Raw genomic sequence first — 13,770 nt, 5'->3', positions numbered from 1 at the left:
CCGAGGGAGAACTGAAGCACTACCTTCACAACTATGAAGGAAGTGCTTCACGTATGGCGTGTGCGAGACGTCCGCCTCGCCGTGCCCGCGGCTGGGCTCTCCATCGCGGGCGACGCGATGGCGATGGTCGCGCTGTTGCTGCGGGTCCACGACTCCGGCGCCGGGCCGTATGCCGTGACGCTCCTGCTCGTGTGCTTCTCGCTGCCCGTCGTGGTCACGATGGGGCTCGCGGGGGAGGTGGCCGACCGGGGGGACCCTCGGCTCGTCTTCGGCCTCGGCCACGGCGCTCAGGTGACGGCGCTCGTGGGCCTCGCGCTCGTCGACGGGCTGGCCGAGACCTTCCTGCTCGTCCTGGTGCTGCAGACCGGCTTCGCGTTCACCAACCCGCTGTGGAGCTCGGTGCTGAGCCGGGCGGTCGGCGACGACCACGTCGGTCGGCTCGTGTCGATCCAGCAGGCCCTCGCCGCCGTGGCGTCCCCCGTCGGCGCCGGCGTCGGTGGTGTCCTCGTGGAGCTGCACGGCGACCGGGTCGTGTTCCTCGTCGACGCCGCGACGACCTTCGCGCTTCTCACGGCCGGCGTGCTCGTGCACAGTCGGCCGGCGCCCCATCCGAGCACTCCGGAACAGGCCGGGTCCAGGCGCTGGCTCAGCCTCGTCCCGCGCGCGGGCCTCACCGTCGTGCGCTCACACCGGGTCGTCTGGGTCCTCGTCCTCGCGCTGCTGCCCTTCGTCGTGACGCTCGAGAGCATGAACGCCGTCGAGGTCTTCCTCGCCCGCGACGCCGTCGGTGCGACGCAGTCGGAGTTCGGGTTCTGGCAGACGGCGACCGGGGCGGGTGCCTTCGTCGGTGCGGTGGCAGCGGGCTGGATGCGCCGTGACGACCTGCGGCTGCGCGCGATCGTCACCTGTCTCGCCGTCATGTCGCTGGCCCAGGTCGGTCAGGGCCTCGCGCCCAGCGTGACGTGGCTCTATGGCTGGGGTGCGACCCTCGGCCTGGCCAACGCCGTCAGCAACGCGTGTCTCTTCGCCGTCATCGTCCGCGCCGTCCCGGGTCACGAGCGGGGCAAGGCCTTGGCCTTCATCAACGGCATGGCCCGGACGTGCACCATGGCCGCCCTCGCACTCGGCGGACTGGCGGCGTCGACGCTGGGGCCGCGAGTGTCGTTCGTCGTCGCCGGGGGGCTCGGGTGCCTCGTCGCGGTGTGGGCCGGCCTCGCCCTGCACCGCGCCGGCGCCTTCACGCCCGCTGCCTCCACTCATGTCGGATTGTGGCTGACTCGGGCCCGGGGGATGCAGCCACAACTCGACACTGAGAACGTGTCAGCGTGCCACGATGACCGGCATGCCATGGCTGCTCCTCGCATCAGGTGCGACCGGCACGGTCCTCGGCGCGTTCCTCCGCGGTGAGGGCGTCGCCGGTCAGGCGCTGCTCGTGTTCGGGCTGGTGCTCCTCGCCGCAGGTGTCGGGCTCGCCTTCCGGCTGCGCGGCCGCACCCCCATGGCACAGACGACCCGCGGTCTCTGGGTCATCCTCACCGGCCTCGCGGTGGGGTGGGGACTGGGACTCGCCATCGGCACCGTCCCCCGGCTGGCGTCCGGCGACACCGACGAGCTCCTCGACCCCGCGGTCTTCCTCAGCGGTCTCGGCGCGATCTTCGGAGCCGGTGTCGGGCTGGCGGTCGTCATCGGCCTGCTCACCCGGCCGAAGGACTGACTGCGCGTACTCCAGGCCCTCAGAGGCGGTCGTCGCGCAGGTCGCGGGCGACCTCGGCGGTCTCCTCGAGCACCGTCTCAGCCGCCGTGTGCCCGCGCTTGGCCCGGATGACCTCGACGACCATCGGCAGCACCGACAGCGCGACGATGAGCAGGATCGCGGCCTCGAGGTTGTCCTTGATGACCGTGATGTTGCCGAGGAAGTAGCCGGCGAGCGTCAGCAGCGCCACCCAGAGCACCGCCCCGACCCCGGACCACACGAAGAAGTGCCGCCGCTCCATACGGCTCACTCCCGCGACGACGGTGATGTACGTCCGCACGATGGGCACGAACCGCCCGAGCACCAGCGCCTTCGCACCGTGCTTCTCGAAGAACTCGTGGGTCTGGTCGAAGTACTTCTTCTTGATGATCCGCCCGTCGCGCTCATAGAGCGGTGCACCGAGCAGCCGACCCAGCTCGTAGCCGACGACGTTGCCGAGGAATGCGGCCGCGGTCAGCGCGAGCAGCGCCACGACGAGGTTGACCTTGAGCTCGCCCCCGGCAATGAAGATGCCGACCGCGAAGAGCAGCGAGTCACCCGGCAGGATCGGGAAGAAGAGGCCGCACTCGACGAAGACGATCGCGAGCGAGATCCAGAAGAACGCGTTGCCGTACTGGTCGAAGAGCCACTGGGGGTCCATCCAGTCCGGTCCGAGCATCGGCATCATCACGGAGAGAGCGTATGCCGTCCCGCGCGGTGCGCGGCCCAGGCTCGCCTTCGTGCGGTGGGGCCTTGCGGTCGGGAAGGGCCGGGCGCACGGTGGAAGGGCAAAGCACTCCACCCCTGCAGGAGGCGTCATGCCCAAGGACACGACGGGCCAGGACGGGCCCGGACCGAGCGTCAAGGATCCCGAGCTCTACGAGGAGCTGCGCGAGGACGGTGCGAGCAAGGAGAAGGCTGCCCGCATCGCCAACGCGGCAGCGAAATCCGGTCGGTCGAAGGTCGGCGAACGCGGCGGTGAGGCCGAGAACTACGAGGACCGCACTGTCGACGAGCTGCGCGACCGGGCCAAGAAGCTCGGCATCGAGGGCCACTCGTCCATGTCCAAGGACGAGCTCATCGACGCCCTCCGCAACCACTAGGCACACATCTCCCCCCACTGATTGCGCACAGTTCGCGTGCGAGCGCCAGCGAGCATGCGAACTGTGCGCAATCAGTGGTTCGAAAAGACGACTGATTGCGCACAGTTCGCACACGTAGGTTGGGTCCGTGACTCAGGGCTCGGGCGGACACGCGACTGGTGCGGGGGACGGCGTCGTCGGTGTCGGGCCGTGGGAGGGGGCGTGGCCGGATGACGAGCGGCTTGAACCCGACCTGCTCCGTGAAGGCGACCGGCGCAACGTCGTCGACCGCTACCGCTACTGGCGGCACGACGCGATCGTCGCCGACCTCGACACGCGCCGGCACGCGTTCCACGTCGCCATCGAGAACTGGGAGCACGACTTCAACATCGGCTCCGTCGTGCGGACCGCCAACGCCATGGGCGCCGCCGCGTTCCACATCGTCGGCCGTCGCCGCTGGAACCGCCGTGGTGCGATGGTCACCGACCGCTACCAGCACGAGCACAACCACCCCACGGCAGGCGACCTCGCGACGTGGGCGCGCGCACGCGGCATACGGCTCATCGGGATCGACAACCTCCCCGGCAGCCGGCCGCTCGAGACCTATGACCTGCCGCGCGACGCAATGCTCGTGTTCGGGCAGGAGGGGCCGGGACTGTCGGAGGCGATGCGCGCCGAGTGCGAGGTGGTCCTGCACATCGAGCAGTTCGGGTCGACCCGGTCGATCAACGCCGGTGCGGCCGCGGCCATCGCCATGCATGCCTGGGTCCGGCGGCACGTCTTCGACCAAGGGGTGTGACGCAGGGGCGCGCCACGCGGGGGTCAGCCGTGGGTGATCCCCGGCGTCGTGACCGACTGCACGCGCACGTGCACCCGCAGTGGCTCATCGAGCACCCCCACCTCGGCGACCGCCGCGGCGACGGCGCGCTGGACGTCCGCGACCACCTCGCGCACCGGTCGGGTCCCGTCGAGCGCGACCTCGACCGTGGCCGTGCCCGTGTCCGCGTCGACGACGAGTCCGTAGCGCGCATACCGGTCCGGCGAACGACGCAGCCGGGCGTCGATGGCGCCGACCGTCGTGGCGATGCCGGGCTCGATCCCGCTGACGCCGGGGACGGCCGTGACGACGCCGACGAGACGGTCGCTCGTCGTCGGCTGCAGGGTGGGCTCGGCGGGGACCTGCGAGGGCACCTCGGCCGAGGTGTCGGGCGTCCCGGCGGCCGTCCGGTCGGTGGTCTGGTCGGCCGTCTCGTCAGCGCTCATGGAGGTCCTCGATGTGCACGTCGATGGCCGGGGCCGCGAGGGCGAGCTCGTCCTGGCACGCCGTCGCCACGGCGGTGCGCACGGCCTCGCCCAGCGCGGGCAGGTTCGGGGTCCGGGTGCTCGCGGAGATCCGGCAGGTGATGCGGTCCGGGCGTCCGCGGGTGCGGCCCTCGCCGTCCGCGTAGTCGAAGCTCGTCCGCAGCGACAGCGCGTCGGGAACCGCGTCGACGGCGTGACGGACGAGGGTGCGCAGCGCGAGCTCCGACGTCGTCCACGGCCCGGCGTCCGTCGGCGGCATCTCCACCTGCGGGCCGTGGCGGGCGTCGGCGCGCACGGCGTCCTTGAGCCCGGTGAGCACCTCGGCGCTCAGCTGGACCGACCGGTCGCCGGCGGCCTCGAGGTCGTTCCACTGACGGACCACGGTGTCCACCAGCTCTCGGTAACGCTTCTCGGTGGCCTCGTCCGTGATCTCGGCGTCGGTGTCGGGGTCGATCGGCATGGGGCTCACCTCCATTCGTCCATGCGTCGGATGATGAGCGAGCGTGCTCGCGCGAGCCGGCCGCGGACGGTCGGCTCGGTGATCGCCAGGGTTCGGGCGATCTCGTCGTAGGTCAGGCCGTCGATCTCCCGCAGCACCCAGCAGGCGCGCAGGTCTGGGTCGATCGACCCGAGCACGCGGGTGAGGGCGCCCAGCTGCGCATCGACGATGGCGGTGTGCTCGGGGGAGGTGCCGTATGCCGTTGCGCCCGTGGTGCCTGACGCGGCGGTGCCGTATGCCGCGGGCGCGGCGCCCGCGGCATACGGCAGCTTCTCGAGGTCCTCGGTGGCGGTGACGTCGGTCGCGCGCCGGGCACGCTGGCGACCGAGGTCGGTCGCGCGCCGGACGCAGATCCGGGTGAGCCAGCCGCCGAACGCGTCGGGCTTCTCCAGCATGTGCAGCCTCCGCCACGCCAGCAGCAGCGACTCCTGGACCGTGTCCTCGGCGTCCTGCCGGTCGCCGAGGAGCATGAACGCCGTGCGGAACAGGCGGCCCTGGGTGAGGTCCACGAGGCGTTCGAACGCCTCGACCTCACCGTCCTGGGCACGCAGCACGAGAGTGCGCAGCTCCGCCGCGGCGACCGGGTTCATGCGCGCGGGGCCGCCTCGAGCTGCGCCCGGCCCGAGCTCTTGCGCGAGCGCAGGTGGACGAGCAGGTCGACCCGGCTCGGGTCGGCGCCGAGCGTCTGCGCGAGGTCGTCGGCGATCCGCTGACGCACCTCGTCGATGACCCAGCCGGTCTCACTGTCCTCGTCGAGGGTGGCGGACGCCTGGACCCACGGGGCCCTGGACGTGCCGCCGACGCGGACGTCGGCGTCGAGGACGCCGGTGACACCCTTCGCGCGCTCTTCGAGTGCCCGCTCGAGCACGGACGGCTCGAGGCTCGCGAGGAGCGCACCGTCGTCGCCGGTGAGGCGCAGCGTCGGCGCCGCGGGCTGCCGGGGGACCTGCCGCAGGAGCAGGGTGATGCCGACGAGGAGGGCGGCGATCACGACGGCACACGCCACCGGGACCAGCCAGGGGCCGTGCCAGTCGACGAGCGACTGCGGGGTCGTGTCGCCGTGGGCGAGGACGGGCTCGCCCGCCGGCCATCGGGACGCGAGGTCGAAGCGCGGAGCCGCGAGCCACGCCGCAGCCACGAGGCTGAGCAGGCCGAAGACGGCCAGCGCGAACCGGTTGCCGCTTCCGGAGATGGAGCGCATGAGGAGACTCCCTTCGTTCAGGTGGTCTGCCGCACCCGCACGCGAGCGGGCAGCGGTCGGTCCGGCTGGAGGTCGGCGACGGCCTTCTCGGCCGCCGTGGACACGTCGTCGCGGACGCGGTCGGTGTCGTCACCGAGTGCCGTGGCGACGACGTCGATGCGGCGCGAGGTGACGCGAACCGTGGTGTCCTGCAGGCCCTCGACGTGCCGGGTCCGGCTGCGGACGAGGCGAGCGAGGTCGCGGTTGGGCACCACGGTCTCGCCGGGCACGCCGTCGCTGCGGACCTCGCTGCGAGACGGCTTGCCCGGTTTGAACGCGGCGAGCAGGAGCACGAGGCCGATGACGGCGAGCGCGATCGCCAGCAGGAGAGCCGGCGTGGAGTCGAGTCGAGTCGTCGCGACCTCGTCGATGACGTCCTGGGCCTGGGGTGGCCACTCGCCGTCGACGAGCCGGGCTCCGATGAGCCAGGCGGCGAGCCCGCCGAGCGCGAGGAGCGCCAGGGCGAGGATCGTCGTGGGGATCGCGCGGGCCGGCCGGCGGGCCAGGCCACGGGGTTCGGAGCTCATCGCAGCTGCCTCCGTCCTTCGTTCGCGGGGTTCAACCAGGAGATGTCGACGTCCACCCGAGAGACCTCGAGACCGGTGAGGTGCTCGACGCGGCTGGTGACCTGCTCGCGCAGGGTCTGCACCGTCGAACGCAGCGGGGTGGGGAAGTCCACGCCGACGTCGAGGCGCAGGACCGCCTTGCGACCGTAGAGGTCGCAGGTGGCCGTGGGGCGCGAACCGAAGTCCCGACGTGCGCCGACACCGAGGACGCCACCGGCGGCCGCTCCGATGTGCGGGCACTCGGACGCGACCTGGGCGGCGATCTTCGCGACGACGTCCGAGGGGATGGTCGTCGTGCCGCGGCTCGTGGGCTCCTCGCCCGTGGCCGTGCGGCCGGTGGTCGCCCGGCCGCTGGCCGAGTGACGGGTCGTCACCTCGGGTCCGCCGCGGACGTCAGTCGTCGTGGCGGCCATCGTCACGGCCCCCGGCGGTCGGTGAGGCCCTGGACGGAGACGCGGCCTTCGAGGAAGAGGCCGACGACGAGCCCGATGGCGCCGCAGACGACGACGAGGAAGAACTGCGTGAAGCTGCCAAAAGCCAGCGCGGCCCCGAGGAAGAGGCCGATGAACAGGGCGAGGTGGGTGGTCTTCATGGGTACTCCTTGTTCCCGGTGGGAGCCGGCCCGTCGGGGAGGGACGAGCCGGGCCCCACCGTGACGGTCACTGAAGCTCGGTCTTGGTGGGGTTGGTGCTGCCGGTGTTCGAGGACGAGCCGCCCTGGTCGTCCTGCGGCAGGTGCACGTCGACGACGTTGACGTTGACCTCGACGACCTCGAGGCCCGTCGTGCCCTCGACCTGCTCGATGACGTTGCGGCGGATGGCCTCGCCGACCTCGAGGATCGACGCGCCGTACTCGACGACGACGGTCACGTCGATGGCGGTCTGGGTCTCGCCCTTCTCGACGGTGATGCCGCCGGTGACGTTGGTCTGGGCGTTCGGGATGCGCTCCGAGATGGCCGAGAAGGCGCGACGGACGGCATTGCCCATGTCGTAGACGCCGGGGACCTCACGCGCCGCCATGCCGGCGATCTTCGCGACGACGGTGTCGTCGAGGGTGGTCGTGCCGCGGTCGGTCTTGAGCGGGCTGTTCGCCGCCTGCTGCTCTGCCTGGCGCTCCTGCGCCTTCTCCTGGGCCTTCTCCTGCTGGGCGCGCTCGCGGTCCTGCGCGCGCTCCTTCTCCTGGCCGGTCTGCGGGATCGAGGTGTTCGACATGATGCTCCTTGGGGACAGGCCCGGCGTCATCCGGGCCGAACGATCAGGACACGAGGAAGACGTCGCCAGCCGATCCTTCCTCATGCCGTATGCCGTGTGATCCGCGTCACACGTCTCGCCTCACCTAGGCTGTTCCTTCCCCCCACCCCATCCCTGAGCTCAGGAGAGGCACTTCGTCATGCCCATGAACGAGGAGCTCACGGAAGAACGACACCACCTCGAGACCGCCCGCGCCGAACTGGCCCGCATGCGCGAGCGCACACTCGCCCTCGACGTCCAGGGCGGCGACGCGGTGTCCTCCGAGCGGCTCGCCGAGAACCTCTGGCGCCGGGCCAGGTCCCTCGAGGACGACCCGACGACGGCCCTCTTCTTCGGTCGCGTCGACCTCGACACCGAGGAGCGGTGGTACGTCGGACGCCGCCACGTCACCGACGACGCGGGCGACCCGCTCGTCATCGACTGGCGTGCTCCGGTGTCGTCGACGTTCTATCGCGCGTCGCACGCGGACCCGATGGGCGTGCGACTGCGCCGAAGGTTCGGCTACGACCACGGCCAGATCACCGCGATCGAGGACGAGCACCTGCTCGATCCCGCTGAACCGGAGGCGCATTCGCAGATCCTCGCCACCGAAATCGAGCGCCCTCGCGTCGGCCCGATGCGCGACATCGTCGCGACGATCCAGCCCGAGCAGGACGCGCTCGTTCGCGTCGACGCCGCGACGACGGTCTGCATCCAGGGTGCGCCGGGCACGGGCAAGACCGCGGTCGGGCTGCATCGCGCCGCGTGGCTGCTCTACGCGTACCGCGAGCGGCTGAGTCGCAGTGGCGTCCTCGTCATCGGCCCCAACGATGCGTTCCTCGAGCACATCGGTGCGGTGCTGCCCACGCTGGGCGAGGTCGAGGTGCGGCACACGAGCATCGAGGCCCTCACGGCGTCGGTTCCGGTGCGGGCCGTGGACGAGCCCGACGTGGCCCGGCTCAAGGGCGACGCGCGCATGGCGGAGGTGCTGCACCGCGCCGTGTGGTCGCACCTCGTCCCGCCGGCCGAGGCCATGGTCGTGCCGCGCGGCTCGCGACGGTGGCGCGTACCGGCATACGACATCGCGCCGCTCGCCGACGGACTCGCCGGACGCGAGATCCGCTACGAGTCCGCGCGGCAGCTGCTGCCGCAACGGCTCGCCCACGCGGTCCTCGTCAAGATGGAGGCGCTGGGGGAGTACCCCGACGACCGCGTGCAGGACGCCGTCGCGCGCAGCGCGCCGGTCAAGGCGTATGCCGCGTCGCTGTGGCCCAAGGTCGACGCCCGGTCGCTGCTCCACCGGCTGTTGTCCGACCCGCAGGTCCTCGCGGCAGCGGCGGACGGCGTCCTCACCGGTGACGAACAGCGAATGCTGGTGTGGGACAAGCCTTCCCGCACGCCCGGCACAGCGAAGTGGTCGCTCGCCGACACGTGGCTGCTCGACGAGCTCGGTGACCTCCTCGAGCGGACCCCGGGCCTCGGGCACGTCGTGCTCGACGAGGCGCAGGACCTGTCGCCGATGCAGCTGCGGGCGGTCGGGCGGCGCTGCTCGACCGGTGCGGCGACGGTCCTGGGCGACATCGCGCAGGGGACGACGCCGTGGGCGACCGCGTCCTGGGTCGAGAGCCTGCGTCATCTCGGCAAGCCCGACGGCGTGGTCGAGGAGCTGCGGCGCGGCTTCCGGGTGCCGGCGTCCGTCATCGAGTTCGCGGCCCGGTTGCTGCCGGAGGCGGCCCCGGGGCTGGCCGCGCCGGAGTCGGTGCGCGACAACCCCGGCCGGCTCGACCTCGTGCCGGTGGCGGGGGCGGAGCTGGTCGGGGCCCTCGTGGAGCGGGTGGAGGAGGTGCGGACCCGCGAGGGGAGTGTCGGCGTCATCGTGCCGGATGCCCGCGTGGGCGAGGTGTCGACGGCGCTGACCGCCGCCGGGATCGACCACGGGACCCTCGGCGCCGGTCACGGCGACGTCGAGCACCAGGTGGACGTCGTGCCCGCGACCGTCGCCAAGGGGCTCGAGTTCGACCACGTCCTCGTGCTCGAGCCGGCCGAGATCGCCGCGGCCGAGCCGGACGAGCGCACCGGACTGCGACGGCTCTACGTCGTCCTCACCCGCGCCGTCTCGGACCTCACCGTCGTCCACGCGCAGCCCCTCCCACCCGCCCTGAGTGCCTGACAGACGTCTTCGTCTGCGTCAGGCACACAAGGCGAGGATTTTTCGGGCCCGGGTGTCGATCGGGGTGTGGTTCGCTCGTCATCGGAGTGAGGGTTGCGCCCGCGGCCCCGCCACCTGACCAGGAGGAGAACCGATGAGCCGCTACCTGATCCTGCTGCCGGCCCCCGAGGCGGAGTGGGATCGGCTGCCGCCCGAGGAGCACGCGAAGGGCCAGCAGTCGCACGAGACGTTCCACGCCGACCTCGCCGCCGGTGGTCACACCGTCGTCGCGGTCGGTCCGCTGGAGCCCTCGGCACAGGCCACCTCGATGCGGCCCGACGGCTGCGGCAACGCGCTCGTCACCGACGGCCCGTTCACCGAGTCCGCCGAGCAGGTCGTGGGGTTCTACCTCGTCGACAGCGACGACGAGGACGACCTGCGCCGCATCTGCACCGAGTTCGCCGCGCGCGGTGAGCACATCGAGTTCCGCCGAATGGTCTGAGAGACAAGGGGATTCACCATGACTGACACCAGGAACGCCCAGCAGGAGAAGGAGTACGTCGTGCTCATCGTCGGCAACACCGACCGCTGGTGGACGACGATGAGCCCGCAGGAGCGGGCGGACGGGTATGCCGTCTACGGCCGTTTCGCGCAGCAGCTCGCCGAGCGTGGCCACACTGTCACTGGAGGTGCCGAGCTGCATGGCACCGCGACGGCCAGGTCCATCCGGCTCGGCGGCGGTCCCGTCACGGACGGCCCGTTCGCCGAGTCCGCCGAGCAGGTCGGCGGCTACTTCCAGGTCCGCACGAGCGACCTCGACGACCTGCTCGACTGCTGCCAGCCGCTCGCCGAGCTCGGCGACGGCATCGAGGTCCGCCCCGTCGTCACCGACGCCGACCGCCGGCAATGAGGCGCTACGTCGTCCTCATCGCGTTGGCGCTGCGCCCCACCCTCGCCACCGACGACGAGCACGCCGGGTGACACCGCTCGAGCGTGTGGTGCGCGAGGAGTGGGGCCGGCTCGTGGCCCTGCTCCTCGCGCACTTCCGCCGGCTCGACCTCGTCGAGGACGCGCTCGGCGACGCCGTCGAGGCGGCCGCGCGCACCTGGCCCGACGCCGGCACTCCCGACAATCCGGCGGCCTGGCTGCACACCGCCGCCCGCCGCCGCATCCTCGACCGCCTCCGCACCGAGGCGACGGCCGCCCGCAAGGAGCCGCTCCTCGTCGTCCAACAGACCCACCGCAGGCAGGGCGGGACCATGGCCGACGACGGCTCACTCGTCGAGGACGACCTGCTGCGGCTCGTCCTCATGTGCGCCCACCCCGCCCTCCCTCCCGAGGGCGCCACCGCACTGTCCCTCCGCCTCGTCATGGGCGTCACCACCGCCGACATCGCTCGCCTCTTCCTCGTGAGCGAGCCGACCATGGCCGCCCGCATCACCCGCGCCAAGAAGAAGGTCGTCACGGCCGGCATCCCCTTCGCCGTCCCGGCGGCCGACGTGCTCGGTGACCGGATCGACACGGTCGCGCGGACGGCATACCTCGCCTTCACGGCCGGCTACGCACCCGGCAGCGGTCCCGACCTCGTGCGCACCGAGCTCGCCGGTGAGGCGATCCGGCTCGCGCGCGTCGCGCATGACCTGCGACCGACCGACACCCTCGCGCACCTCATCGTCCTCATGTCGCTGCAGCACTCGCGTCGTGATGCCCGGCTCGACGAAGCCGGTCGGCTCGTCCTGCTACCCGACCAGGACCGGTCGCGCTGGCGCCATGACGAGATCGACGCGGCACTGGCCCTGCAGCGCGAGTACGCCGCCACGCCACCCAGCTCGCCGCTCGCCGAGAGCCACCGACTCCAAGCGCTCATCGCGGCCGAGCACGCGGTGGCGATCGACCCCGAACAGACGCGGTGGTCGCGGATCGCCGACCTGTATGCCGCACTCGAGGGTGTCCTCCCGTCTCCCGCGGTGCGCGTGGCGCGGTCCGTCGCCGTGGCAGAGGCGGACGGGCCGCGTGCCGGACTCGCCCTGCTCGCCGACGTCGAGCTGCCGGGTCATCGGCTCCCTGCCGTGAGGGGTGAGCTCCTCGCCCGGGCCGGTGAGACCGACGCGGCCCTGGCCGAGCTGGATGCCGCGATTGCCCTGTGCGACAACGACATCGAGCGAGCACACCTCGATGAGCGACGGGCCACGGTGCAGGCCGGGAGCTAGCCGATCGTGGGGCACGCCGCGGTCAGCTGATCGCCACCGAGTCGTCGTGTCGCGTTCATCAGAGGGACAGCGACGGTCCGGTTGGGTTGACGCCATGGCCTCCCTGAACCCCATCCTCGACCGACGCCAGCTGCTCGGACTCGGTGGCACCGCAGCCACCGTCGGTGCCGTCGCCCTCGCCACCCCGCAGCCCAGCCTCGCTGCGCCGATCCGGAGCCCGTTCACGCTCAGCGTCGCCTCGGGCGACCCGCTCCCCGACGGAGTGGTCCTGTGGACGCGCCTCGCGCCGGAGCCGCTCGCGCTCGACGCGTCCGGAGGTATGCCGGCCCGTCGCGTCCCCGTGCAGTGGGAGGTCGCCGAGGACCCGAGGTTCCGACGGGTCGTGCGCCGCGGCGTCGAGCTGGCGACCCCGGAGTGGAACCACTCCGTCCACGCCGAGGTCAGCGGACTCCGTCCCGACCGCGTCTACTGGTACCGCTTCCGGACCGGCAACGACATCAGCCCGGTCGGGCGGACCCGCACCGCTCCCGCCCTCGGCACCTCGCTGGCCTCGATGACGTTCGCGTTCGCAAGCTGCCAGGCGTACTACGACGGCTACTTCACCGCGTTCGACCACATGGCCCAGGACGACCTCGACCTCGTCCTGCACCTCGGCGACTACATCTACGAGGGTGGCAACGTCGGCAAGCTCGGCCGCGCCCACCTGCCGGCCCACGAGACCTTCACCCTCGAGGACTACCGGATCCGCTACAGCCAGTACAAGCTCGACCCCGCACTCCAGGCCGCGCACGCCGCCGCGGCCTGGGTCGTCGCGCCCGACGACCACGACGTCGAGAACAACTGGGCCGGTGATCACTCGCAGCCCGACACCGAGCCAGACCAGGACCCGGCGGTCTTCCGCGCGAGGCGCGCCGCGGCATACCGCGCCTACTACGAGAACCTGCCCCTGCGGAAGACCTCGATGCCCTCGGGACCCGAGATGCAGGTCTTCCGGCGCCTCACCTTCGGTGGGCTCGCACAGGTCAACGTCCTCGACACGCGCCGCTGGCGCGACCGGCTCATCGCGTCCTGCATCGGCGACTGCCGGGAGCGGTGGGACACCAGCCGCACCATGCTCGGCGCGGAGCAGGAGGCATGGCTGCTCGGCGGCCTCGCCAGCTCCACCGCGACGTGGAACGTCCTCGCCAACCAGGTCTTCATGATGGAGGCCGACCACACCGCGGGCGACGACGAGCGGTACGGCATGGACCCGTGGGACGGGTATGCCGCCGCGCGCCAGCGTCTCTTCGACGGTGTCCACGAGCGTGGCGTCGAGAACTTCGTCGTCGTGACCGGGGACGCGCACCGCAGCGTCGCGGCCGACCTCAAGCTCGACTTCACGGACGCGGCATCGGCGACGGTGGGGACCGAGTTCCTCGGCACGTCCATCTCCTCAGGGGGCGACGGTCTGGACCAGGACTCGCTGGGCAACGTGTGGCTCGCGGAGAACCCGCACATGCGCTTCCACAACAGCCAGCGCGGCTACCAGCGGGTGCACCTCACGCGTGACGAGCTCCGGTGCGACTACGTCGTCACGCCGGTCGTGACGCGGCCGGGTGGGTCGGCGTTCACGCGCGCCTCGATCTTCGTCGAGGAAGGTCGTGCCGGCATCGCCGACGTCCGGGCCTGAACCGTCCCGGGCCGGTTACCCGCCGGTCGTGGGACGGCCCTGTTGACGCGGGGAACGCGCGTGGAAGGATCGAACGCGATCCACCTCACACC

Annotated in this window: 18 protein-coding genes; 9 read left to right on the top strand and 9 right to left on the bottom strand. The window is 71.8% G+C overall.

What is annotated here, in order from left to right:
- The first annotated feature begins 33 nt into the window (after nt 1–33).
- Nucleotides 34–1,407 carry an MFS transporter gene (locus tag BCF74_RS08665; protein ID WP_106297563.1) on the top strand — a complete coding sequence of 458 codons (1,374 nt, stop codon included), beginning with the start codon at nt 34–36 and terminating at the stop codon, nt 1,405–1,407.
- A complete protein-coding gene (locus tag BCF74_RS08660) occupies nt 1,343–1,714 on the top strand; it encodes a hypothetical protein (RefSeq protein WP_170070187.1) in 372 nt (123 codons plus the stop codon). The genes BCF74_RS08665 and BCF74_RS08660 overlap by 65 nt, the downstream gene beginning before the upstream one ends.
- Nucleotides 1,715–1,733: 19 nt before the next feature.
- Here BCF74_RS08660 and BCF74_RS08655 read toward each other — a convergent pair whose 3' ends face one another.
- Entirely contained in the window at nt 1,734–2,417 is a 684-nt protein-coding gene (locus BCF74_RS08655) for a VTT domain-containing protein (RefSeq protein WP_106297609.1), read from the bottom strand.
- A gap of 133 nt (nt 2,418–2,550) precedes the next feature.
- Between BCF74_RS08655 and BCF74_RS08650 the strand changes: the two genes are divergently transcribed.
- Nucleotides 2,551–2,835, top strand: a complete 285-nt coding sequence (locus BCF74_RS08650) for a DUF7218 family protein (RefSeq protein ID WP_106297561.1) — start codon at nt 2,551–2,553, stop codon at nt 2,833–2,835.
- 127 nt (nt 2,836–2,962) lie between these two features.
- Entirely contained in the window at nt 2,963–3,613 is a 651-nt protein-coding gene (locus tag BCF74_RS08645) for a TrmH family RNA methyltransferase (RefSeq protein WP_106297560.1), read from the top strand.
- A 23-nt stretch (nt 3,614–3,636) separates the two neighbouring features.
- On the opposite strand, the gene BCF74_RS08640 is transcribed toward BCF74_RS08645, so the two are convergent.
- The 8 genes from BCF74_RS08640 to BCF74_RS08610 form a co-directional block, all read right to left on the bottom strand.
- Complete coding sequence (locus BCF74_RS08640; protein WP_106297559.1) at nt 3,637–4,077, bottom strand: hypothetical protein; 441 nt, start codon at nt 4,075–4,077, stop codon at nt 3,637–3,639.
- Nucleotides 4,067–4,576, bottom strand: a complete 510-nt coding sequence (locus tag BCF74_RS08635) for a hypothetical protein (RefSeq protein WP_218279229.1) — start codon at nt 4,574–4,576, stop codon at nt 4,067–4,069. Before BCF74_RS08635 ends, BCF74_RS08640 begins: the two co-directional genes overlap by 11 nt.
- Before the next feature lie 5 nt (nt 4,577–4,581).
- Complete coding sequence (locus BCF74_RS08630) at nt 4,582–5,205, bottom strand: RNA polymerase sigma factor (protein WP_106297557.1); 624 nt, start codon at nt 5,203–5,205, stop codon at nt 4,582–4,584.
- A complete protein-coding gene (amaP, locus tag BCF74_RS08625; RefSeq protein ID WP_106297556.1) occupies nt 5,202–5,816 on the bottom strand; it encodes an alkaline shock response membrane anchor protein AmaP in 615 nt (204 codons plus the stop codon). The genes BCF74_RS08630 and amaP overlap by 4 nt, the downstream gene beginning before the upstream one ends.
- A gap of 17 nt (nt 5,817–5,833) precedes the next feature.
- On the bottom strand, nt 5,834–6,382 hold the full coding sequence (locus BCF74_RS08620; RefSeq protein WP_106297555.1) for a DUF6286 domain-containing protein: 549 nt from the start codon (nt 6,380–6,382) through the stop codon (nt 5,834–5,836).
- Complete coding sequence (locus tag BCF74_RS08615; RefSeq protein ID WP_106297554.1) at nt 6,379–6,834, bottom strand: Asp23/Gls24 family envelope stress response protein; 456 nt, start codon at nt 6,832–6,834, stop codon at nt 6,379–6,381. Before BCF74_RS08615 ends, BCF74_RS08620 begins: the two co-directional genes overlap by 4 nt.
- Nucleotides 6,835–6,836: 2 nt before the next feature.
- Nucleotides 6,837–7,013, bottom strand: coding sequence for a hypothetical protein (locus tag BCF74_RS17320; protein WP_170070186.1), 177 nt, complete (start codon nt 7,011–7,013; stop codon nt 6,837–6,839).
- A gap of 67 nt (nt 7,014–7,080) precedes the next feature.
- On the bottom strand, nt 7,081–7,632 hold the full coding sequence (locus tag BCF74_RS08610; RefSeq protein WP_106297553.1) for an Asp23/Gls24 family envelope stress response protein: 552 nt from the start codon (nt 7,630–7,632) through the stop codon (nt 7,081–7,083).
- Between the two features lie 184 nt (nt 7,633–7,816).
- Between BCF74_RS08610 and BCF74_RS08605 the strand changes: the two genes are divergently transcribed.
- The 5 genes from BCF74_RS08605 (at nt 7,817) to BCF74_RS08585 (ending at nt 13,678) form a co-directional block, all read left to right on the top strand.
- On the top strand, nt 7,817–9,820 hold the full coding sequence (locus BCF74_RS08605) for a HelD family protein (protein ID WP_106297552.1): 2,004 nt from the start codon (nt 7,817–7,819) through the stop codon (nt 9,818–9,820).
- 133 nt (nt 9,821–9,953) lie between these two features.
- Nucleotides 9,954–10,301, top strand: a complete 348-nt coding sequence (locus tag BCF74_RS08600; protein WP_106297551.1) for a YciI family protein — start codon at nt 9,954–9,956, stop codon at nt 10,299–10,301.
- 18 nt (nt 10,302–10,319) lie between these two features.
- Nucleotides 10,320–10,709, top strand: a complete 390-nt coding sequence (locus tag BCF74_RS17465; protein WP_106297550.1) for a YciI family protein — start codon at nt 10,320–10,322, stop codon at nt 10,707–10,709.
- Between the two features lie 67 nt (nt 10,710–10,776).
- Nucleotides 10,777–12,009, top strand: a complete 1,233-nt coding sequence (locus BCF74_RS08590) for an RNA polymerase sigma factor (protein WP_106297549.1) — start codon at nt 10,777–10,779, stop codon at nt 12,007–12,009.
- 94 nt (nt 12,010–12,103) lie between these two features.
- Nucleotides 12,104–13,678 (top strand): alkaline phosphatase D family protein, encoded by a 1,575-nt coding sequence (locus BCF74_RS08585; RefSeq protein WP_106297548.1) that lies wholly within the window; start codon nt 12,104–12,106, stop codon nt 13,676–13,678.
- Nucleotides 13,679–13,770: the final 92 nt, after the last annotated feature.

It is taken from the genome of Knoellia remsis (genome assembly GCF_003002895.1).
Taxonomy (GTDB): Bacteria; Actinomycetota; Actinomycetes; order Actinomycetales; family Dermatophilaceae; genus Knoellia; species Knoellia remsis.
This window is presented reverse-complemented; position numbering and strand designations above follow the sequence as displayed.

Coding starts and splice junctions, on each gene's coding strand:
- BCF74_RS08665 (WP_106297563.1), top strand. CDS start 34: ATGAAGGAAGTGCTTCACGTATGGCGTGTGCGAGACGTCCGCCTCGCC.
- BCF74_RS08660 (WP_170070187.1), top strand. CDS start 1,343: ATGCCATGGCTGCTCCTCGCATCAGGTGCGACCGGCACGGTCCTCGGC.
- BCF74_RS08655 (WP_106297609.1), bottom strand. CDS start 2,417: ATGCCGATGCTCGGACCGGACTGGATGGACCCCCAGTGGCTCTTCGAC.
- BCF74_RS08650 (WP_106297561.1), top strand. CDS start 2,551: ATGCCCAAGGACACGACGGGCCAGGACGGGCCCGGACCGAGCGTCAAG.
- BCF74_RS08640 (WP_106297559.1), bottom strand. CDS start 4,077: ATGAGCGCTGACGAGACGGCCGACCAGACCACCGACCGGACGGCCGCC.
- BCF74_RS08635 (WP_218279229.1), bottom strand. CDS start 4,576: ATGCCGATCGACCCCGACACCGACGCCGAGATCACGGACGAGGCCACC.
- BCF74_RS08630 (WP_106297557.1), bottom strand. CDS start 5,205: ATGAACCCGGTCGCCGCGGCGGAGCTGCGCACTCTCGTGCTGCGTGCC.
- amaP (WP_106297556.1), bottom strand. CDS start 5,816: ATGCGCTCCATCTCCGGAAGCGGCAACCGGTTCGCGCTGGCCGTCTTC.
- BCF74_RS08620 (WP_106297555.1), bottom strand. CDS start 6,382: ATGAGCTCCGAACCCCGTGGCCTGGCCCGCCGGCCGGCCCGCGCGATC.
- BCF74_RS08615 (WP_106297554.1), bottom strand. CDS start 6,834: ATGGCCGCCACGACGACTGACGTCCGCGGCGGACCCGAGGTGACGACC.
- BCF74_RS17320 (WP_170070186.1), bottom strand. CDS start 7,013: ATGAAGACCACCCACCTCGCCCTGTTCATCGGCCTCTTCCTCGGGGCC.
- BCF74_RS08610 (WP_106297553.1), bottom strand. CDS start 7,632: ATGTCGAACACCTCGATCCCGCAGACCGGCCAGGAGAAGGAGCGCGCG.
- BCF74_RS08605 (WP_106297552.1), top strand. CDS start 7,817: ATGAACGAGGAGCTCACGGAAGAACGACACCACCTCGAGACCGCCCGC.
- BCF74_RS08600 (WP_106297551.1), top strand. CDS start 9,954: ATGAGCCGCTACCTGATCCTGCTGCCGGCCCCCGAGGCGGAGTGGGAT.
- BCF74_RS17465 (WP_106297550.1), top strand. CDS start 10,320: ATGACTGACACCAGGAACGCCCAGCAGGAGAAGGAGTACGTCGTGCTC.
- BCF74_RS08585 (WP_106297548.1), top strand. CDS start 12,104: ATGGCCTCCCTGAACCCCATCCTCGACCGACGCCAGCTGCTCGGACTC.